Origin of the sequence: Maribacter sp. Asnod2-G09 (assembly GCF_045063795.1) — a bacterium.
Classification (GTDB): Bacteria; Bacteroidota; Bacteroidia; order Flavobacteriales; family Flavobacteriaceae; genus Maribacter.
In genome coordinates, this window is the sequence record NZ_JBEFOA010000005.1 from 1,053,423 (window position 1) to 1,073,186 (window position 19,764).

The window sequence follows — 19,764 nt, forward strand, 5'->3', positions numbered from 1 at the left end:
ATTGCAGGTTATAAAGAGCCCTTAAATGTTAAACATTTTATTTTAACAAATCCTTCTAATAACTGTTTCGTAAATCTGTCTATATTGCCCGTTAACCGACCCAAAATAATGCCTAAAATCACCAAAAGACAAAGACAAGCAAAATGGCTGCGTATTTTTAGAAAAGTACATAGGGCCACTGGTGCGGCTTTGTTCATTTTCTTCTTTATTATCTCTATCACCGGACTTCTTTTGGGATGGAAAAAACACAGCGGAGGAGTAATTCTATCAAAATCATATGAAGGCACTTCTACAGAATTAAAACATTGGTTACCTATTGATAGTTTACACACGCTCGCTAATACCTATCTTTTAGAAAACGTATCTAAAGAATTATCCACTAAAATTGATAGAATTGACATCAGAAAAGAAAAAGGGATGGTCAAATTTATATACGCAGATCATCTTTGGGGGCTACAGTTAGATGGGGCAACTGGCAAATTACTTCATGCTGATCTCCGATATTCTGACCTTATAGAGCAATTACATGATGGTTCAATTTTAGACGATTATGTAGGCACGAGCAATAATCAAATTAAAGTATTTTACACCACAGTAATGGGTCTTGCCCTTCTGCTTTTTACAGTAACTGGCTTTTGGTTATGGTATGGACCAAAGCGCATGCGAAAAAATAAAACAACGGCTTAAAAATTAAGGTTAGCTTTGGGGTCTTAATAAGGCTCAATAATTATGGCAGACCAAAAGAAAAAAGAGGGTTTAGAAAAACCAACTTTACACCCAAGAAACAAACATACCGGTCGTTACGATCTTAAAGCGCTTAAACTAGTAAATACTGATTTAAAGCCGTTTGTAACTAAAAATAAATACGGAAATTTTACAATAGACTTCTTTAATCCGGTTGCTGTAAAAGCCCTGAATAAGGCAATTTTAATTTCTCAATATGGACTAGACTTCTGGGATATACCAGATGGTTTCTTGTGTCCTCCTATACCAGGAAGAGCAGACTATATTCACCACATTGCTGATATCTTGGCGGCCAGTAACGATGGAAATTTCGTTAAAGGCGATAAAATTAAATGCCTAGATATTGGAGTAGGAGCTAATTGTGTATACCCAATAATTGGAAATAATGCTTACGGTTGGTCTTTCATAGGATCTGATATAGACCCAAAGGCGATAGAAGCAGCACAAAAAATTGTGACGTCAAACCCTTCTCTTCATGGTAAAGTCGAATTTCGACTTCAACCCAAACCTGAACATATATTTTCTGGAATTTTAAATACCGATGAAAAAGTAGATTTAACTATCTGCAACCCACCATTTCATGCTACACAAGCGGAAGCGGAAGCCGGAACACTTAGAAAATTAAGTAATCTAAAGAAAAAAAGGGTCAAGAAACCCGAGCTGAATTTTAGCGGTCAAGGTGGAGAACTTTGGACAGATGGCGGAGAAAAACGATTTGTACTTAATATGATCAATGAAAGTGCGCAATATTCTAAAAATTGTGCCTGGTTTTCAACTTTGGTTTCAAAGCAATCTAACCTACGTGCGTTTTATGATAGATTAGAAAAAGTAGGAGTTGTGGAGCACAAAACTACACCAATGGGGCAGGGTAATAAACTAAGTAGAATAATTGCTTGGACATTTTTATCGGCCGCAGAAATGAAATCTTGGGCAGTAGATAGATGGGTAAACGAATGAAATTTTGCCGCGGACCTTTTTTAATCATCAAAGGAGGTATTTTAAGCGGTCCTATTTGGTAAATTGACCCGAAGGGTCGAAATTTTTTTGAAAATTCAGCAAAAACGCTAAAATGGCAGGAGAAACCGATTTAAATATACTTTTAAGGACTTTAAAACCTAGTTTGAACAAAGGGAATTATGTTTTTATATCTGTAAAAGATATTCCGCATATTTCTAGGGAAAATATTTTATTTGAGTTCAAAGAAAAAGAAGGTATAACCATCATCTTAGAACAAGCAAAAGCCGATGAATTAAATTTTAAATACGAATTTGTTGCATCTTGGATTACACTTACCGTTCATTCTGCATTAGATGCTGTTGGTTTAACAGCTGCAGTTTCTACAGCACTAACAAAACATAATATCAGTTGCAATGTTGTTGCGGCATATTATCATGACCATATTTTTGTTTCAACCAAAGACACAAAAAAAGCAATGGAAGTTTTAAGTGAATTTTCAGGAAAATAAAGACTCCTTCATTTTCCTGAAAATTTTATTTTATCCCAATTTATTTAAAGCTGTTTCTATTCTAGAGATACTTTCCTCTTTACCGATCATGGCCATAATATCGAAAATATGTGGTCCTTTCATATCACCAACTAAGAATAGACGTAAAGGTGGCATCACTTTTCCAAAAGACAATTCTTTCTCGCCAATCCATGATTTTACAATGGTTTCGCTGTTTTCAGAAGAAAAATCTTCTATGGATCTTAATACCGAAATAAGATCGTTCATGATTGAAGCGGTATCTTCTTTCCATTGTTTTTTTGCAGCTTTCGCATTATACTCATTAGGCGCTACGAAGAAATAATCGCTTAAGTCCCAAAAATCAGAAACAAAAATTGCGCGCTCTTTTATTAGCGTAACCACTTTGGTAACATACTCTAAATCTAGTTTGTCATCATCAGAAATATGCTGTTTTACTGTCGGTAAGAATAACTTAGCCAACTCATTATCAGCAGTTTCTTGAAGATAATGCTGGTTGTACCATTTGGTTTTTTCTGGATCAAATCGAGCTCCAGATTTATTTACACGGTCTAGACTGAAGGTTTCTACCAATTCATCTAAAGAAAATAATTCTTGTTCCGTACCAGGGTTCCATCCTAATAATGCCAAGAAATTTATAACCGCCTCAGAAAAATAACCTGATTCTTTATACCCAACAGATTCGTTCCAAGAAAGAGGAAAAACAGGGAATCCCATTTTTTCGCCATCACGTTTGCTCAACTTTCCTTTTCCTACCGGTTTCATTATCAACGGTAAATGCGCAAATTCTGGAGCATCCCAACCAAAAGCATCATACAATTGCTTGTGTAGTGCCATAGAAGGCAACCATTCTTCACCACGAATTACATGGCTAATTTCCATTAAGTGATCGTCAACAATATTTGCCAAATGGTAGGTTGGCATACCATCACTCTTAAATAATACCTTATCGTCTAAAACATTGGTATCAATTTTAATTGTGCCCCGTATTAAATCTTGTAAGTGTAATGTTTCGTCTGGCGGAGTTAAAAAACGAATAACATAATCCTCGCCATTATCTAACCTGGCTTTAACCTCTTCGGGCATTAAAGACAATGAATTATCAAGCTTTAATCTATTATGCCAATTGTAAATAAAGGTTTTACCTTTTTCTTCATGGTCTTTTCTATGACCATCTAAACTTTCAGAAGTATCAAAAGCATAATATGCATTACCGCTTTCAACTAAATCATCAGCGTATTTTTTATACAAAGATTTTCGCTCGCTCTGTCTATATGGACCAAATCCGCCGTCTTTACCTATTCCCTCGTCAAAAGGAATTCCGCACCAATTTAAAGAATCAATAATATATTGCTCAGCACCTGCAACATATCTATTCTGGTCGGTATCTTCTATTCTAAGAATAAAATCTCCGCCATGTTTTTTAGCAAATAAATAATTAAATAGGGCAGTACGAACTCCACCAATATGTAATGGCCCAGTAGGACTAGGGGCAAAACGAACACGAACTTTCTTCGACATACTTTTTATATAAGTCCACAAAGATACATAACCGCTACTTTGTATCTAAAAATTTACAAACAGGATTTAATATCATCTTCTCAAAAAATACACTTAGATGCGTAGTTATCAAATACACAGTGTTTTGATTTAACAAATATTTCCCAACAAACATAGGTGATATCCGTTATCTTGGTATAAAAAAGAACAATTGCAAGACTATAAACACATTTTAGACCGATTAAATCAGTTTATTCAGAAACACTACTCTCAAGTTCTACTGAAAGGTATATTATTATTCTTTGCCTTCGGATTACTGTTTTTCTTATTGATTCTAGGGATAGAATATTTTCTATGGATGAACACTACCGGAAGAATGATACTTTTCGGAATTTTTATAGCTGTTGAACTATTTCTACTCTTCAAATACATTTTAACCCCAATTTTCTACTTATTTAAATTAAAACAGGGCATCGGACCAAAAGATGCTGCACAAATGATTGGGAAGCATTTTCCTGAAGTAGGAGATAAACTTACTAATTTATTAGATCTGGCAAACGACCCAGAACAATCAGAATTATTACTCGCTAGTATAAACCAAAGATCAAAACTGCTAGACCCAATTCCGTTTTCGAATGCAATTGACTTTAAAGATTCCTTAAAATATTTGAAGTATGCTATAGTTCCGATTGCCATAATAGGTTTATTGTTAATATCAGGAAATTGGAGCAGTTTTTTTGGTACTTATGAACGGGTAGTGAACTATGAAATGGCATATGAAAAGCCAGCACCATTCCAATTCGAATTATTATCAGATAATTTGAAAATATTACAAGATGAAACCTTTACCATACAGGTTGCAACAAAAGGTGAAGTAAAACCTGAAAATGTATATATAGAAATAGATGGCAAACAGATTCTTTTGCAACAAAACAATGGTTTCTATAAATATGAATTTACACCACCGATAACTACAACAAACTTTAAATTCGCAGCAAATAAGGTAAATTCTAGGGAATATACACTTACCGCTTTAGAGACGCCTTCCATTTTAGATTTCACCATGAATCTTACATATCCTTCATATCTAAACAAGCCAAATGAAAGTATAAAAAGTACGGGAAACGCTGTAATACCTGAAGGAACCAAAATACAATGGAAAATAAACGGTGAAAATACCGATAAGATTAATCTATCCACAAAAGACACGATACTACAGCTAACAAAAGAAAATAATACGTTCGAACTGGTAAAACGTATTTACAATGATTTCAATTATGAGCTAACAACCACCAACAAAAATGTTGAAGACTACGAACGTCTAACCTACAACTTTAAAGTAATTAAAGATGGGTACCCTACTATCAAGGTTAACCAAGTTCTAGATAGTTTGAATCCGAATGTATCTTACTATACTGGTAATGCAACAGATGATTATGGTTTAAGAAAAATAGATGTTGTGTATTTTGAAGTTGGAAAAGAAGAAGAAAAGAATAGTATAAACCTATTGAAATCAACTTCGAACTATGAGCAATTTTATTACACTTTCCCCTCTGGTTTAGAACTAAAAGAAGGCAAAAATTATGGTTTTTATTTCGAGGTTACTGACAACGATGCTATACATAATGGTAAGACCATAAAGAGTCAAATATACCAGCAGGTATTGCTAGATGAAAATCAATTAAAAAACAAAGATTTAGAGTCGCAACAATCACTAATAAAAGACCTTGATAAATCGTTACAAAAATTTAAAGAACAGAAAGCATCTTTAGAAGAAATTAATCAAAATCACAAAGAAAAAAACAGTCTTAATTTCAATGACAAGAATCAAATAAAAGACTATTTAAAAAAACAAGAACAGCAAGAACAGCTGATGCAAAAATTCAGCAAAGAATTAAAAGAAAATTTAAATAAGGAAAATAAAGATGACAAATTAAACCAATTGTTAAAAGAACGTTTAGAACGTCAAGAAGAGCAAGCTAAGAAAAACCAACAACTCCTTGAAGAACTTAATAAAGTAGCTGATAAAATAAAGAAAGAAGACCTTACCAAGAAACTAGAAGAACTAGGTAAAAACCAACAAAACAGTCAACGTAGCCTTGAACAGTTATTAGAATTAACCAAACGGTATTATGTTACAGAAAAAGCTTCTCAGATTGCACGCGATTTAGAAGAATTAGCCAAAAGACAAGAAGAACTTTCAGAACAAAAAAATGAAAATAATACCGCTGAAAACCAGAAGAAACTAAATGAAGAATTTGATAAAATTTCAGCTGAAATAGATGACCTAAAAAAGGACAATGACAAGCTCAAAAAACCAATTGATATAAATATTGATAAAAGTAAAAAAGAGGGGGTAAAAGAAGACCAAAAAGAGGCACTAGAACAACTTGAAAAAAACACCTCTCAAGACCAGAATAAACCAACCAGTTCTGACGCAAATAAAAAGCAAAAATCTGCTTCAGATAAAATGAAAGAAATGAGTGAACAACTTAGCGAATCATCTTCTGGTGGAGGCGGTGGTTCATCTGTAACTGAAGATGCAGAAATGCTGAGACAAATTCTTGATAACCTTATCATATTTTCATTCAAACAAGAAACTTTATATGACAGACTAACAGCCAGAGAAGACCAAGATGCTACTCAATATTCTGAAACGGTGCGCGATCAGAATCAATTAAAGGGTTTATTCGAACATGTTGATGATAGTCTTTTTGCATTATCACTTCGACAGGCTGAGCTTTCAGAATTTGTGAATGAACAAATTACCGAAGTGTATTATAACATTGATAAATCTTTAGAAACCATGGCAGATGGTCAAATGTTTCAAGGAATTTCTCATCAGAAGTATGTCTTGACAGCAGCAAATAGCCTTGCAGATTTTTTAGCAGAAGTAATGGAAAATATGAATTCGAGCATGCAAATGGGCAAAGGTTCTGGACAAAGCGAAGGTGGTTTTCAATTACCAGATATCATCAAAGGACAACAGCAATTAGGTGAAAAAATGGGTCAACAAGGTAAATCTGGAAGTGAAGGAAAAGAAGGTGAAAGTGGGGAAGGTAAACAGGGTGAAAATGGAGAAAGTGGTGAAGGTGGAAAACAAGGCGAACGTAGTAAACAGGGCACTAACGGAAAAGAAGGAGAGAGTGGAAATGACGGGGAAAATGGAAAAAATGGAGAAGGAAAAAGTGGGAAAAATGGTGAAAATGGACAGGGTGGAGAAAACGGGCAAGGAAATAATGGGTCTAATGGCACAAATGGACAAGGGCAAGGCGCAATGAGTGAAAATGAACTAAAAGAAATATATGAAATCTATCAAAATCAACAAAAATTAAGACAAGAATTAGAAAAACAACTTGAAAATATGATTAATTCTGGTGATCAAAAATTGGGTCAAAAATTGATCAAACAGATGGAAGATTTTGAGAACGATCTTTTAGAAAATGGAATAACACAACGTACCATCAACAAAGCCAATACTATACAGTATGAATTGTTGAAATTAGAGAATGCAGCACTTAAGCAAGGAGAGAAATCTGAGCGAGAAAGTAATAGGAATACCAAAGACTTCACAAATCCTATTACTACTAAACCCTCATTATTAGATAATTATCGTAATGAAGTTGAAATTTTAAATAGGCAAAGCTTACCTTTGCGGCAAAATTTTCAATCTAAGGTTAAAGAGTACTTCAAAGCAAATGATTAATTACAATTACCTAACAGAATTTAAACTTGTAGCTGAAAATAACTTCGATTCATGGATTACAAAATCTTGTAATACCGAAGGGTTTTCTATAATTGAACTCAACTACATTTTTTGTAGTGATGACTACTTGCTTAAAATAAATCAAGATTACTTACAACACGATTATCTAACAGACATTATCACTTTTGATTATGTGTCAGGAAAAAATGTGTCGGGCGACCTATACATTTCAATTGACCGCGTAAAAGAAAACGCAAAAGAGTTTAATGTTTCATTTGATAATGAATTAAAACGCGTAATGATTCATGGGGTTTTACATCTTATGGGTTATTCGGATAAATCGGATGCAGCTACTGCCGAAATGCGCGCTAAAGAAGAAGAAAAAATAAAGCTGTTCCACGTGGAACAATAGAAAATATGTTTGGAGAAGAATATGATGTAATTGTAGTTGGCGGAGGACACGCCGGTGCAGAAGCGGCAGCAGCAGCTGCAAACTTGGGTTCAAAAACCTTATTAGTAACCATGAATTTGCAAAATATAGGACAGATGTCTTGTAACCCGGCAATGGGTGGAATTGCAAAAGGACAAATTGTTAGGGAAATCGATGCACTCGGTGGATATAGCGGAATAGTTTCTGACAAATCCGCCATACAATTTAAGATGCTTAACAAATCTAAGGGACCTGCAATGTGGAGTCCTAGAACACAAAACGATAGAATGCGTTTTGCAGAAGAGTGGCGTTTAATGTTAGAACGTACTCCGAACGTAGACTTTTATCAAGAAATGGTTTCTGGATTGTTGGTAGAAAATCATAAAGTTGTTGGTGTAAAAACCTCTTTAGGAATTGATATAAGATCAAAAGCAGTTGTATTAACTAATGGTACTTTCTTAAATGGACTTATCCATATTGGTGAAAAACAATTTGGTGGAGGTAGAGCAGGAGAAAAAGCAGCAACTGGAATTACAGAACAATTGGTTGAATTAGGTTTCGAAAGTGGAAGAATGAAAACCGGTACTCCACCACGAGTAGATGGTAGATCATTAGATTATTCTAAAATGATTGTACAACCTGGAGATGCAATTCCTGAAAAGTTTTCTTATACAAATACAAAACCATTAGCACACCAACGTGATTGTTACATGACACATACAAGTGCAATGGTTCATGATTTGTTACGTGAAGGATTTGACAGATCACCAATGTTCAATGGTAGAATAAAAAGTATTGGTCCAAGATATTGCCCTTCTATTGAAGATAAAATAAACAGATTTGCTGATAAGGATAGTCACCAAATGTTTATTGAACCAGAAGGCTGGGAAACTGTAGAAGTATATGTAAATGGATTTTCAACTTCTTTACCTGAAGATGTTCAGTTCAAAGCTTTGCGTTCTGTCGTAGGTTTTGAAAAAGTAAAATTCTTTAGACCAGGTTATGCGATAGAGTACGACTACTTTCCGCCAACACAATTAAAGCATACACTAGAAACTAAGCTAGTTGAAAATTTATATTTCGCCGGACAAATAAATGGAACCACCGGATATGAAGAAGCAGCATCGCAAGGATTAATGGCTGGAATAAACGCACATCTGAAAATTAAAGAAGAGAACCCGTTAATACTAAAAAGAGACGAAGCTTACATTGGTGTATTGATTGACGACCTAATTACAAAAGGTACAGAAGAACCATATCGTATGTTTACATCACGTGCAGAATATAGAACATTACTTAGACAAGATAATGCTGATTTAAGATTAACACCTTTAAGCCATGCTATAGGTTTTGCAACAGATTCAAGAATGAAAAGAATGGAGCAAAAACTAGAACAGTCTGAAGCTCTTGTTAACTTCTTTAGAGAAACTAGTGTACTACCAAAAGACATAAATCCTATTTTCGAAAGCGTTGATTCATCATTAGTAAAACAGTCTGATAAAATGTACAAAGCATTTTCAAGACCAAATGTTACTATGGACCACATGCTTCAACTAGGTGCAGTATCTGAATTTGTTGAACAAAATAAATTCGATGGTGAAATTCTTGAACAAGCAGAGGTACAAATAAAATATTCTGGCTACATAGCAAAAGAAAAATTGAATGCTGATAAACTTCATAGATTAGAAGCAGTTAAGATTCCCCCTAATTTTGATTACTCACAATTGAAATCTTTATCTTTTGAAGCAAGAGAAAAAATGACAAAAATTCAACCAGTTACCATTTCTCAAGCATCAAGAATTAGTGGAGTTACTCCGAGTGACATCAGTGTACTTTTAGTTTTTCTTGGAAGGTAGGGCAAATTGTTCCACGTGGAACAATGAAAATTTATAAGATCAATTTCAACATTCATAATTAAGTCATGCCTAACAATATTTCAAAAATCTCGACAAAAGATTTTCTTGTAACTCTAGAATCATTTGAATTAGAATATGATTCTAAAACTGATATGCTAGTTACAAAACCTATACCCCAAGATTTAGAAAAATACTACGACCCAAATAACTATATTTCACATTCCGATAGTGGAAATGGTTTACTTGAAAAAATTTATCAAACTGTAAAAAAATACACATTAAATAATAAAGTAAAGCTGATAAATGAATATACCATAGACGAAAAAAAATTACTTGATATAGGATGTGGAACAGGAGAATTTCTAATTAGTGCAAAAAACAAAAATTGGGAAACAGTAGGGGTGGAGTTGAACGATAGTGCAAGAAAAAAAGCAATAGATAAAAAACTAGAAATTTATAAATCATTAGATGATTTAAATAATCAAAAATTTGATGTAATAACTCTATGGCATGTACTTGAACATCTACCAGATTTAGACAAGCAGATAAATAAGATAGCATCTCTTTTAAATAAAAATGGTACACTCATAATAGCTGTTCCAAATTACAAATCATATGACGCTCAATACTACAAAGAGTTTTGGGCTGCCTATGATACCCCAAGACATCTATGGCATTTTTCACAGAATGCAATAAGAAGTATTTTTAAAAATAAAAAAATCGAAGTAGTCAAAACGCTACCAATGTACTTCGATTCTTATTATGTATCACTATTATCAGAAAAATATAAATCTGGTTCTTCAAATTACTTAAAAGCATTATACAGAGGATTTATCTCAAATATGAAGGCGAAGAAATCTACTGAGTATTCTTCTCTAATATATGTGCTAAAAAAAGAGTAAAAAGCTATTTAGAGACGTTTTAAGAGATTTTATAGCATAAATCATATACTATATTTAAATTATCATAATAATCCCTTAAATATACTTTAAAATAAGTCATTAAAATAAGTAAAATCGATATTATAAATAAATACGATAGGATATTTCTATGTTTACTTAAATCTCATCATTTATATAGATTTTAAAATATTTTCATTCTAAAAGCTTTATTACTTTTGCACGACATAAAAATGAAAAAATGAAAAACCTAATTTTAATTTTCGCTATCGCATTATTAGCATCTTGCCAACAAGAAAAAATCGGATACGTAGATAACGTAAAATTGATGGATGAGTATCAACAAAAAATTGATGTTGAATCTAAATTCAAAGTTAAAGCAGATGCTTTAGCAAAAACTAGAGATAGTATTTCTCAAGCTTTTCAATTTGAGGCACAAGCTTTTCAAACTAAAGCTCAAAAAATGTCTCAATCAAAAGCTCAAGAAGAATATGCAGAAATGCAACAGAGAGGTCAAATTATTGGTCAACAACTTCAACAGCAAGATCAACAATTACAAATGGAAGGCCAAACTGAAATGGACAGCATAGTTTCTAAAGTAAAAGAAGAAATTAAAGCTTACGGTCAGACAAACAATTACACTTATATTTTAGGTGGTGGAGATGGTGGTAGTGTTCTTTATGGTAAAGACGCTAACGATCTTACTGATGAAATAGTAAAGTTGCTTAACGATAAGTACAAGAAATAAAACTATTATTTACTTCAATTAAAAAGCCGGTCAATGACCGGCTTTTTTTATTCTATAGAATTACTTTCAAATCTTTCTAATTCATGTTCTATATTAAACTGATCCTTAGGTAGAAAACCTTTTACTATTAGAACGATACCACAGATCACCAATATAACTCCGATTATCTTTTTTACATAAACAATTCTACTTGGCGTTAGCTTACGTTTTAATTGCTTGGCTAAAAGAATTTTAAAAATATCAGTAACAAAATAGGAGAGTAGTACAGTTGCAAAAAAGGTAAAGAAACGATTAGGTTGATTATCTAGAGTAGGACCAATAATTATAATAATACCTAACCAGAATACAAGTACACCTATATTAATAAAGTTGAGTAAAAATCCTTTTACAAAAAGACCAAAGTAATCAGATTTTCTAATCTTTTTAGAATCAACAGGTATTGCTTTTTTATCCACTTTAAAGAAAGTAACAAGACCGTATACCAAAAGTATGACTCCGCCAAAAACATAAAGACCTGGTTGATTACTTAAATTTTCAAGAAGTTGAAAACTACTAAAATAAGCTACAAGAATAAATAATACATCTGCTAGTAGCACTCCTATATCAAATGTAATAGCAGCTCTAAAACCCTTTACTGCACTAGTTTGTAACAAGACAAAGAAAACCGGCCCAACCATAAAGCTTAGGAAAAAGCCCAAAGGAATTGCTGCCTGTATATCTTCTAACATGTACTATTGCATTCTTTTAATGGTACCACCAAATACCGTTTTCTCTTCAAGTTTCTTAGGATCGCCAAATACAAGAACTTCTCCACCAGCTTTAACAGTTGCCTTTACATAATCTTTTGCATTAATCTCTGCCCTTGAACCAGCATTTACATTAATAGTAGAAAAGTTGGTAACAAAGCCTTTACCTTCATATACACCACCAGTATTAATTTGAACATCTTGCAGATTTGAAGAACCTGCTGTTCTTATAACTCCACCAGAGACTGACTTTATTAACATTTGTTCTACTTCTGCACTAACAATTAATTCGCCACCCTCTTGAGCTTTTAGTTCTAAAATATCTTGTTTAATGATATTTTCTGTAACAATTCTCGCATCTTCATTGACATCAATAACTAAAATATCTGCAGCATAATATAAATCTATAAAAGTTTTATAACCACTGAATATTTTACCGATTTGCATCCGTATTTTTAAAACACCTTCGTTATTAACAATGGCTACTTTACTAGTATTCTCACCAGTAATAACAACCTTATTTTCTGTAGATTTAATAAGATTGATAGATAAACCATCAAAAACTTTCAACTCTTTAAAAGGTTCTAAGTTTTGGGTAACCTCATTATCTTGGCCAGTAACCAAAAGACATCCTAAGAGAAACATTATAAGTAAAACTTGTTTCATTCTTTTCTGTGTAATTTTTCAAAGAATACATTTCAATTTTGAAATGTATTCTTAATTCAGGCTTCTTATACCAAAATCTATTCCAAATTATTTATTACTATCTGGAATCAAAGCAAAATCTAAATGCCTTTTCACTAAATCGGTGCTTTTTACCATAACAGTAATTTCATCACCTAAGGTATATGTCTTCTTGGTACGTTCACCAACAATAGCATATTGCTTCTCGTCAAAGATATAATAATCTCCTTTGATGTCTCTTATACGAATCATGCCTTCACATTTATTATCAATGATTTCAACATAAATTCCCCATTCGGTAACACCACTAATAACTCCGCGGAATTCTTCATCTTTATGGTCCTGCATGAATTTAATCTGCATGTACTTAATAGAATCACGTTCAGCACTTGATGCTAAATATTCCATATCTGAAGAATGCTTACATTTCTTCTCAAATTCTTCAGCATTTGCAGAACTACCACCATCTAAATAATGCTGTAATAATCTATGCACCATTACATCTGGGTATCTTCTAATCGGAGAAGTAAAATGAGTATAGTAATCAAAAGCTAATCCATAATGCCCAATATTATCTATAGTATAAATCGCTTTACTCATACTACGTATCGTAAGCGTATCTACCATATTCTGTTCTTTTTTACCTTTTACATCTTGTAGTAATTGGTTTAAAGAAGAACTTATAGATTTCTTATCCTTAAAATCTAATTTATGTCCGAATTTAGAAACGATACCATTTAAAGCCATTAACTTATCTGGGTCTGGATCATCGTGTATTCTATAAACGAATGTCTTTTTAGGTTTTTGTTTACCAATAAATTCAGCAACTTTTCTATTTGCCAAAAGCATAAACTCTTCAATCAGCTTATTCGCATCTTTAGATTCTTTGAAATAAACACCGATCGGTTCGCTATTCTCATCAAGATTAAAACGAACTTCAACTTTATCAAAAGAAAGCGCACCTTGATCCATACGTTTAGAGCGCATTATTTTAGCAAGCCTATCCATTTCTAGCGTAGCCTCTACAACATCTTTAGAAACGCTATATGCAGCTTCTCTTATCGATATATCTTCAGGTATATTGCCGTTACCATTCTCAATGATATATTGAGCCTCTTCATATGCAAAACGTTCGTTAGAATCGATTACAGTTCGTCCAAACCATTGATTTCTTATAATCGCATTGCTATCTAGTTCAAAAATTGCAGAAAAAGTATATTTTTCTTCATTAGGTCTTAATGAACAAGCATTGTTAGAAAGTACTTCTGGTAACATAGGTACCACACGATCTACTAAATAAACAGATGTTGCTCTTTCATAAGCTTCATCATCTAAAATGGTGTCTTTTTGTAAGTAATGAGAAACATCGGCAATATGTATACCTATCTCATAATTACCATTTTCTAATTTTTGAAACGATAATGCATCATCAAAATCTTTAGCATCTTTTGGATCAATGGTAAACGTAAGAACATCTCGTATATCTCTACGTTTTTTAATTTCTTCTTCTTTAATGCTGGTATCTAGACCATCTGCAAAATTCTGAACATCTGCAGGAAAAGAATATGGTAAACCATACTCCGCTAAAATGGAATGAATTTCAGTATCATGTTCACCAGGTATACCTAAAACTTCGGTAACCCTACCAAAAGGAGAATCAACATCATCGGGCCAATCGGTTATTTCTACTAAAACCTTTTCACCATCATTTGCTCCATTTAATTTATCCTTTGAAACAAAAATATCGGTATACATTCTAAAATCTGAAGGTCTTACGAATGCAAAAGTCTTCTGCATATCAACAATACCAACAAAAGTTGTTTTATATCTTTCAAGTACTTTAACTATTTCACCTTCAAGCTTTTTACTTTTCTTTCGGGGATAGATATATACTTCAACTTTATCTTTATGAAAAGCTTTATTTAATTTATTGGCAGGTATAAAGATATCATCGTCCATACCATCAACAACGATATAGGCATTACCCTTACCGGTAACATCTACAGTACCTTCGTGGTAAGACTTTGTATCTTCTAAAACTTTGTACTGACCTCTGTCAATTTCTTGAATTCTTTTTTTCTCTTTAAGCTCAGTTAACCTTTTAATGAGGGTATTTCTATCTTGAGCATCTGTAATATCAATTTTAGCAGCAATCTGCTTATAGTTGAAACTTTTATTTGGCTCCTTTTCAAGAACGGTAAAAATTCCTCTTGTAATTTCGTTCTTTCTATGGTTCTTCGCCTTCTTATTCTTCTTCGACATTTAAACTTTTAATTTATTGGAAAATTACGAATTATAATCCACTAGCTGTTATTCTACTTCTTATTGAAAAGTTAAGTAAACGAGTTGTTATTAACATATATATCATATTAGACATTTTTTCTTTTAAATTAAATTAAATATTAATGGTTATTATAGCTTGTTAATATCTAGAATAACTTATTTCAATATTACTTGTCTTTATGAGATACTAATACTTGTTGACAACCTATTATATTAATCTACAATTGAAAATCAGTATTTTGAGAAGTTATTAAACGTGGTTTATAAGTGCTATTAACATGAATTTATTAATAACTAAATGTAATTTTAATGTTAACTAGGGTTGTTAATTTGATGAAAATCCTCTAATAGTTTCTAATATTTAAATTCGTCTTCAGAAGATTAAAAGTGTAAGCAGATGTTAACTTTAATAACCAAATTTTTAAGCAACTTTTTCTAAACAATTTATGCATTAAGTAATCTTGCTTATAACATACTAATTAACAATTTTAATTTCTGATCTAACAACAATTGTTGTGAACCCCTCGTTTTTTGTTGTGAATGCCTGATTATTGTACCTTTAGCATGGTTTTGTTCTACCCCCACTAGATATAAACCTTGAACTAATAACCTTTAAATATAAAGTATATGAAAATAGCTATTGGTAATGACCATGCTGGTACAGAATACAAGTTAGCTATTATAGGTTTACTTAAATCTATACATGTTGAAGTTATTAACTATGGTACAGATGGTACTGATAGTGTTGATTATCCTGATTTTGCGCACCCTGTGGCATTAGATGTTGAAAATGGTACTGCCGATTATGGAATTTTAATCTGTGGTAGTGGTAATGGGGCTTGTATGACCGCTAATAAACAACAAAATGTAAGAGCTGCCTTATGTTGGACAAAAGAGATAACGAAACTAGCTAGAGAACACAACGATGCCAATATATTAAGTTTACCGGCGAGGTATATTTCTTTACCTCAAGCACTTGAAATGGTTTCTACGTTTTTAAACACTTCTTTTGATGGAGGTAGACATGAACGCAGAATTGAAAAGATTCCACTTCAGTAGATAGTTATTATAACTATGTTGATAACCCAAAATAGTTATTACAACTAATTAATAATCAAATATTTATTAGGTTATAGATATGAACATATCTAATTAATTAAGCAAACTCATGTTAGATATTAAAGTAATTGGTTTTAAAGAATTCGATATTGAAGAACTGTACAAAGTACTACAATTACGAAGCGATATTTTTGTCGTAGAACAAGATTGTGTTTATTTAGATTTAGATGGCAAAGATGGTAAAGCTTTACACATCATCGGATTTAAAGACAATACGGTAGTAGCGTATACAAGAATTTTTAAACCAGGCGATTATTTTGACCAAGCGAGTATTGGCAGAGTAGCAGTACATAAAGATTTTAGAAAATTCGGTTATGGTAAAGTAATTATGGAAGCTTCTATTAAAGCTGTAGAAGAACGTTTTATTGAAAATGAAATAAAAATTTCAGCTCAAAAATACCTAACCAAATTTTATACTGATTTAGGATTTAATGCCACAGGAAAAGAATATCTAGAAGACGGTATACCGCATTTAGAAATGATCAAAAAATAAAAAAGTCCGCAATTAGCGGACTTTTTTAATACGTTATTTTAAAATATTAAATTTTGATAGGCGTTTTATTACTTAAGTTGATATCCTCAAGCATATTATCTGTAAACTTATAATGACCTTTAGTAGTTATTATTCTAAATCTGTTAGAGTTCATTCTACTTAAAGTATCTAAAAACAACCATTTCGATTTCAATAATCTGGTTTTTGGTGATTTTAAACTTATATCAAAATAATATTTTCTTCCATTTTTAATAGCTACGATGTCTGGCGTAATGTTGTCTTCCATACCTTTTCTCGAATATGATTTCGGAGTTTCGTAACCCTCCATATCAGCCTTAATATTCTCGAAACCGGTAGCTTCTAAATGTTGAATTGACTTTTCTAAAAATTCTACGTTTTCTGACTTTTCTACTTTTACCATACCTAATAAAATAACAAAAAAAAGGACAATTCCTAATTTTAAACGTTGATTAACAATATGTTGAGTTTAAAAACAGAAATTTTAAACCTATTCTTTTTTTGATAATTAAAGAGGTTAATGTACTTTAAAACTCTAGAAGAGAAAGATGTATTAAGTTGATTTTATTTTTTCTGAGAGTACTTCTCCTATTTTTCTAACCACACCTACAACCAAAGCATTACCCATAAAAAATGCTCTTTTAGTATTTGAAATACCTTCAAGTAGCGTATGATTATCTGGGAACATATTCAAGCGTTCCAATTCTACAGGGGTTAATCTACGAAGTCCTTTTTTGGTGTTAATAACATGTTTAAAGCGCGAAGCGCTTTTACCGCCTTCACCAGTTATGATTGTTCTTGATGCATTATCCAACGCATCAGGAAAAATCATACTACCCTCATTATAATGGTACGCAAAGCCAGATTTAGAAGTCCGGGTTTCTTTCTTAGAACCTTTTAAATAATACCATTTATCATGCTCCTCTTCAGGAATATAAAATTCTTCGGGTATTTCTTCTTGCTGTAAAACATCGGCTAAGACTGTTCTTTTACCAATATAACTAGCCTTAGTTTTAGCGGTGTATACTTTTCCTTTAATGAATACTCCGGTATTTTGAAAGGGAGATAATTTTTCACCCAAATTAAAATTTTCAGATAGCGATACAAGGTCATCGGCAATATCGAACGAAATCATTTTTGAAGAAGTACTTGATATCGGAAAAGCCGTTGCTATAGTTCCTTTTTCAAAAATCCATTCTTCGGCTGTAGTTTTTTTAAATTGTTTATAAAGCGGCGTAGATTTATGGTATCCTAAGAAAAAAATACGTCTTCTTCTTTGTGGCATTCCGTAATCTGCAGCGTTGATAACCCGCCATTCTACGGCATAACCTAAATCATCTAAACTTTTAAGCATTATGGCAAAATCTCTACCTCTTTGATTTGACGGAGATTTTAACAATCGATCTACATTTTCAAGAAATAAGTATTTCGGCGGATTTTTCTTTTCCGATAAAATTCTATGAATGCTCCACCATAGAACCCCTTTTTTACCAATAAGACCTTTAGAATTGTTCAGTGTAGCGGCAACGGAGTAATCTTGACAAGGAAAACCACCAACTAAAATATCGGCATCGGGTATATCTTTAGTGGGTACCTCAGAAATATCTTCATTTCTATGATTCTCATGACCGAATCTAGCTTCATAAACTGTAGAGGCGTGCTGCGCTTTCGTACTAGGCTCAAATTGGTTACTCCAAACTACTTCGTAGTTCTCGGTATCCTCTAATCCTAAGCGAAATCCGCCAACACCCGCAAAAAGTTCTATGACCTTTAGTTTCTTCATTTGCGATAAAATTACATAATTTCACAAGGCTAATACTATTAGAAATTATTTTACAGATGAAGAGAATAATCTTAAAGAGGTCTTTTGTATTGATTTTGATTGCTTTAAATACAGCATGCAGTGTACATATTGATGAAAAGAAATTATTGGTCAAAGAAATTGAGATCATAAAAAGCACTTTTGCACCCGATAAGCGTACTGCACTTTTTAATTTAGAAGTATTAGATGGACCATCGGGTTTTACTTTAACTGGAGAAACTAATTTACCATTAGCTGTAGATTCTTTAAATAGTCTTTTAAAGGAAAAGGGAATTACTGCTACCAATGATATAAAAATTTTACCAGCAGAAGATTTAGAAGGTATGACCAAGGCGGTTATTAACATCTCTGCAGCCAATCTTAGAAGTAACCCTAAACATTCGGCAGAACTGGCTACACAGGCCACTTTAGGTACTGTTGTTAATGTTCTAAAAAAAGAAGGAGATTGGTACTTGATACAAACACCAGATAAGTATTTGGCTTGGGTAGATTTAGGCGGAATAGAATTAATGAATGCAGATGATATAAAGGGGTGGAGAACTGCGGATAAAATTATTTATGCCAATACTTATGGGCATGCATTTAGTTCTGAAGAGGCTAAAAACAGAATATCTGATGTAGTTGCCGGAAGCTTATTAAAACTATTAAGTAGTAATGAGGAGTTTTTTAAAATAGAATTTCCAGATGGTAGACAGGGGTACATTTCTAAAGACGAAGCAGAAGAATACGATACTTGGTTATCAAATTTAAGTTATAACGCAGATTCACTTATTGCTACTTCAAAAACCTTAATGGGTGTACCATATTTATGGGGTGGTACTTCTACAAAAGGTGTTGATTGTAGCGGTTATACAAAGACTATCTATTACTTAAATGGTATGGTAATTCCGCGCGATGCATCTCAGCAAGTGCACGCTGGTAAGCCTATAGATTCTATTGCAGATTTTAGTAAATTACAAAAAGGAGATTTATTGTTCTTTGGAAGAAAAGCAACAGAAACAAGCTCAGAGAAAGTAGTTCATGTAGGTATGTGGATTGGTGACAATCAATTTATACATTCATCTGAAATGGTACGTATAAGCAGTGTTGATAAAGATTCGCCAAATTATGATGCGTTTAATGTAGGTAGATATTTAAGAACCCAACGCTTATTAAATGAAGATGATCCTTTACTTCTAAACCTAAATATTACAAAACCGTTAAAAGATTAAATATTTTGTTTTTTAAAGAGGC

Annotated in this window: 17 protein-coding genes; 11 read left to right on the forward strand and 6 right to left on the reverse strand. The window is 32.6% G+C overall.

The window, feature by feature from the left end; all coding sequences use genetic code 11:
• The first annotated feature begins 108 nt into the window (after nt 1-108).
• The 3 genes from ACJJVT_RS16500 (at nt 109) to ACJJVT_RS16510 (ending at nt 2,209) form a co-directional block, all read left to right on the forward strand.
• Nucleotides 109-687, forward strand: coding sequence for a PepSY domain-containing protein (locus tag ACJJVT_RS16500; RefSeq protein ID WP_405400155.1), 579 nt, complete (start codon nt 109-111; stop codon nt 685-687).
• Nucleotides 688-729: 42 nt separating this feature from the next.
• The gene (gene rlmF, locus ACJJVT_RS16505) at nt 730-1,701 is read left to right on the forward strand and encodes a 23S rRNA (adenine(1618)-N(6))-methyltransferase RlmF (RefSeq protein ID WP_405400156.1); all 972 of its coding nucleotides are present in this window, start codon (nt 730-732) and stop codon (nt 1,699-1,701) included.
• A gap of 112 nt (nt 1,702-1,813) precedes the next feature.
• Nucleotides 1,814-2,209 (forward strand): ACT domain-containing protein, encoded by a 396-nt coding sequence (locus tag ACJJVT_RS16510; protein ID WP_405400157.1) that lies wholly within the window; start codon nt 1,814-1,816, stop codon nt 2,207-2,209.
• A gap of 30 nt (nt 2,210-2,239) precedes the next feature.
• Here the strand turns inward: ACJJVT_RS16510 and gltX are convergent, their stop codons facing one another.
• Nucleotides 2,240-3,748: a glutamate--tRNA ligase gene (gene gltX / locus ACJJVT_RS16515; protein ID WP_405400158.1), complete on the reverse strand. Its 1,509-nt coding sequence runs from the start codon at nt 3,746-3,748 to the stop codon at nt 2,240-2,242.
• 190 nt (nt 3,749-3,938) lie between these two features.
• Between gltX and ACJJVT_RS16520 the strand changes: the two genes are divergently transcribed.
• The 5 genes from ACJJVT_RS16520 to ACJJVT_RS16540 all read left to right on the forward strand — a co-directional run bounded on the left by ACJJVT_RS16520 (nt 3,939) and on the right by ACJJVT_RS16540 (nt 11,366).
• Complete coding sequence (locus tag ACJJVT_RS16520) at nt 3,939-7,433, forward strand: hypothetical protein (protein ID WP_405400159.1); 3,495 nt, start codon at nt 3,939-3,941, stop codon at nt 7,431-7,433.
• Nucleotides 7,426-7,845, forward strand: a complete 420-nt coding sequence (gene ybeY, locus ACJJVT_RS16525) for an rRNA maturation RNase YbeY (protein WP_133685797.1) — start codon at nt 7,426-7,428, stop codon at nt 7,843-7,845. Before ACJJVT_RS16520 ends, ybeY begins: the two co-directional genes overlap by 8 nt.
• A gap of 5 nt (nt 7,846-7,850) precedes the next feature.
• Nucleotides 7,851-9,719: a tRNA uridine-5-carboxymethylaminomethyl(34) synthesis enzyme MnmG gene (gene mnmG, locus ACJJVT_RS16530; RefSeq protein ID WP_405400160.1), complete on the forward strand. Its 1,869-nt coding sequence runs from the start codon at nt 7,851-7,853 to the stop codon at nt 9,717-9,719.
• Between the two features lie 65 nt (nt 9,720-9,784).
• Entirely contained in the window at nt 9,785-10,621 is an 837-nt protein-coding gene (locus tag ACJJVT_RS16535) for a class I SAM-dependent methyltransferase (protein ID WP_405400162.1), read from the forward strand.
• Between the two features lie 238 nt (nt 10,622-10,859).
• Nucleotides 10,860-11,366: an OmpH family outer membrane protein gene (locus ACJJVT_RS16540; protein WP_405400164.1), complete on the forward strand. Its 507-nt coding sequence runs from the start codon at nt 10,860-10,862 to the stop codon at nt 11,364-11,366.
• A 47-nt stretch (nt 11,367-11,413) separates the two neighbouring features.
• Here ACJJVT_RS16540 and ACJJVT_RS16545 read toward each other — a convergent pair whose 3' ends face one another.
• The 3 genes from ACJJVT_RS16545 to rnr form a co-directional block, all read right to left on the reverse strand.
• The gene (locus ACJJVT_RS16545; RefSeq protein ID WP_405400166.1) at nt 11,414-12,094 is read right to left on the reverse strand and encodes a LysE family translocator; all 681 of its coding nucleotides are present in this window, start codon (nt 12,092-12,094) and stop codon (nt 11,414-11,416) included.
• 3 nt (nt 12,095-12,097) lie between these two features.
• Entirely contained in the window at nt 12,098-12,778 is a 681-nt protein-coding gene (locus tag ACJJVT_RS16550; RefSeq protein WP_405400168.1) for a head GIN domain-containing protein, read from the reverse strand.
• A gap of 87 nt (nt 12,779-12,865) precedes the next feature.
• Nucleotides 12,866-15,058: a ribonuclease R gene (gene rnr / locus ACJJVT_RS16555; RefSeq protein WP_405400170.1), complete on the reverse strand. Its 2,193-nt coding sequence runs from the start codon at nt 15,056-15,058 to the stop codon at nt 12,866-12,868.
• Nucleotides 15,059-15,706: 648 nt separating this feature from the next.
• On the opposite strand from rnr, the gene rpiB reads away from it, so the two are divergent.
• Nucleotides 15,707-16,138, forward strand: a complete 432-nt coding sequence (gene rpiB / locus ACJJVT_RS16560) for a ribose 5-phosphate isomerase B (RefSeq protein WP_405400171.1) — start codon at nt 15,707-15,709, stop codon at nt 16,136-16,138.
• 109 nt (nt 16,139-16,247) lie between these two features.
• A complete protein-coding gene (locus ACJJVT_RS16565; RefSeq protein ID WP_405400173.1) occupies nt 16,248-16,691 on the forward strand; it encodes a GNAT family N-acetyltransferase in 444 nt (147 codons plus the stop codon).
• 46 nt (nt 16,692-16,737) lie between these two features.
• Here the strand turns inward: ACJJVT_RS16565 and ACJJVT_RS16570 are convergent, their stop codons facing one another.
• Both ACJJVT_RS16570 and dcm read right to left on the reverse strand, forming a co-directional pair.
• Complete coding sequence (locus ACJJVT_RS16570) at nt 16,738-17,112, reverse strand: hypothetical protein (RefSeq protein WP_073241380.1); 375 nt, start codon at nt 17,110-17,112, stop codon at nt 16,738-16,740.
• Between the two features lie 150 nt (nt 17,113-17,262).
• The gene (gene dcm, locus ACJJVT_RS16575; RefSeq protein WP_405400174.1) at nt 17,263-18,492 is read right to left on the reverse strand and encodes a DNA (cytosine-5-)-methyltransferase; all 1,230 of its coding nucleotides are present in this window, start codon (nt 18,490-18,492) and stop codon (nt 17,263-17,265) included.
• A gap of 56 nt (nt 18,493-18,548) precedes the next feature.
• On the opposite strand from dcm, the gene ACJJVT_RS16580 reads away from it, so the two are divergent.
• Entirely contained in the window at nt 18,549-19,742 is a 1,194-nt protein-coding gene (locus tag ACJJVT_RS16580; protein WP_405400176.1) for a C40 family peptidase, read from the forward strand.
• The last annotated feature ends 22 nt before the right edge of the window (nt 19,743-19,764 follow it).

Excerpts from the sequence above, each read along its gene's own strand:
- ACJJVT_RS16500 (WP_405400155.1), top strand. The coding sequence starts at position 109 with ATGCCTAAAATCACCAAAAGACAAAGACAAGCAAAATGGCTGCGTATT.
- ACJJVT_RS16510 (WP_405400157.1), top strand. The coding sequence starts at position 1,814 with ATGGCAGGAGAAACCGATTTAAATATACTTTTAAGGACTTTAAAACCT.
- rlmF (WP_405400156.1), top strand. The coding sequence starts at position 730 with ATGGCAGACCAAAAGAAAAAAGAGGGTTTAGAAAAACCAACTTTACAC.
- gltX (WP_405400158.1), bottom strand. The coding sequence starts at position 3,748 with ATGTCGAAGAAAGTTCGTGTTCGTTTTGCCCCTAGTCCTACTGGGCCA.
- ybeY (WP_133685797.1), top strand. The coding sequence starts at position 7,426 with ATGATTAATTACAATTACCTAACAGAATTTAAACTTGTAGCTGAAAAT.
- ACJJVT_RS16580 (WP_405400176.1), top strand. The coding sequence starts at position 18,549 with ATGAAGAGAATAATCTTAAAGAGGTCTTTTGTATTGATTTTGATTGCT.
- ACJJVT_RS16540 (WP_405400164.1), top strand. The coding sequence starts at position 10,860 with ATGAAAAACCTAATTTTAATTTTCGCTATCGCATTATTAGCATCTTGC.
- mnmG (WP_405400160.1), top strand. The coding sequence starts at position 7,851 with ATGTTTGGAGAAGAATATGATGTAATTGTAGTTGGCGGAGGACACGCC.
- ACJJVT_RS16535 (WP_405400162.1), top strand. The coding sequence starts at position 9,785 with ATGCCTAACAATATTTCAAAAATCTCGACAAAAGATTTTCTTGTAACT.
- ACJJVT_RS16545 (WP_405400166.1), bottom strand. The coding sequence starts at position 12,094 with ATGTTAGAAGATATACAGGCAGCAATTCCTTTGGGCTTTTTCCTAAGC.
- ACJJVT_RS16565 (WP_405400173.1), top strand. The coding sequence starts at position 16,248 with ATGTTAGATATTAAAGTAATTGGTTTTAAAGAATTCGATATTGAAGAA.
- ACJJVT_RS16550 (WP_405400168.1), bottom strand. The coding sequence starts at position 12,778 with ATGAAACAAGTTTTACTTATAATGTTTCTCTTAGGATGTCTTTTGGTT.
- dcm (WP_405400174.1), bottom strand. The coding sequence starts at position 18,492 with ATGAAGAAACTAAAGGTCATAGAACTTTTTGCGGGTGTTGGCGGATTT.
- rpiB (WP_405400171.1), top strand. The coding sequence starts at position 15,707 with ATGAAAATAGCTATTGGTAATGACCATGCTGGTACAGAATACAAGTTA.
- rnr (WP_405400170.1), bottom strand. The coding sequence starts at position 15,058 with ATGTCGAAGAAGAATAAGAAGGCGAAGAACCATAGAAAGAACGAAATT.
- ACJJVT_RS16570 (WP_073241380.1), bottom strand. The coding sequence starts at position 17,112 with ATGGTAAAAGTAGAAAAGTCAGAAAACGTAGAATTTTTAGAAAAGTCA.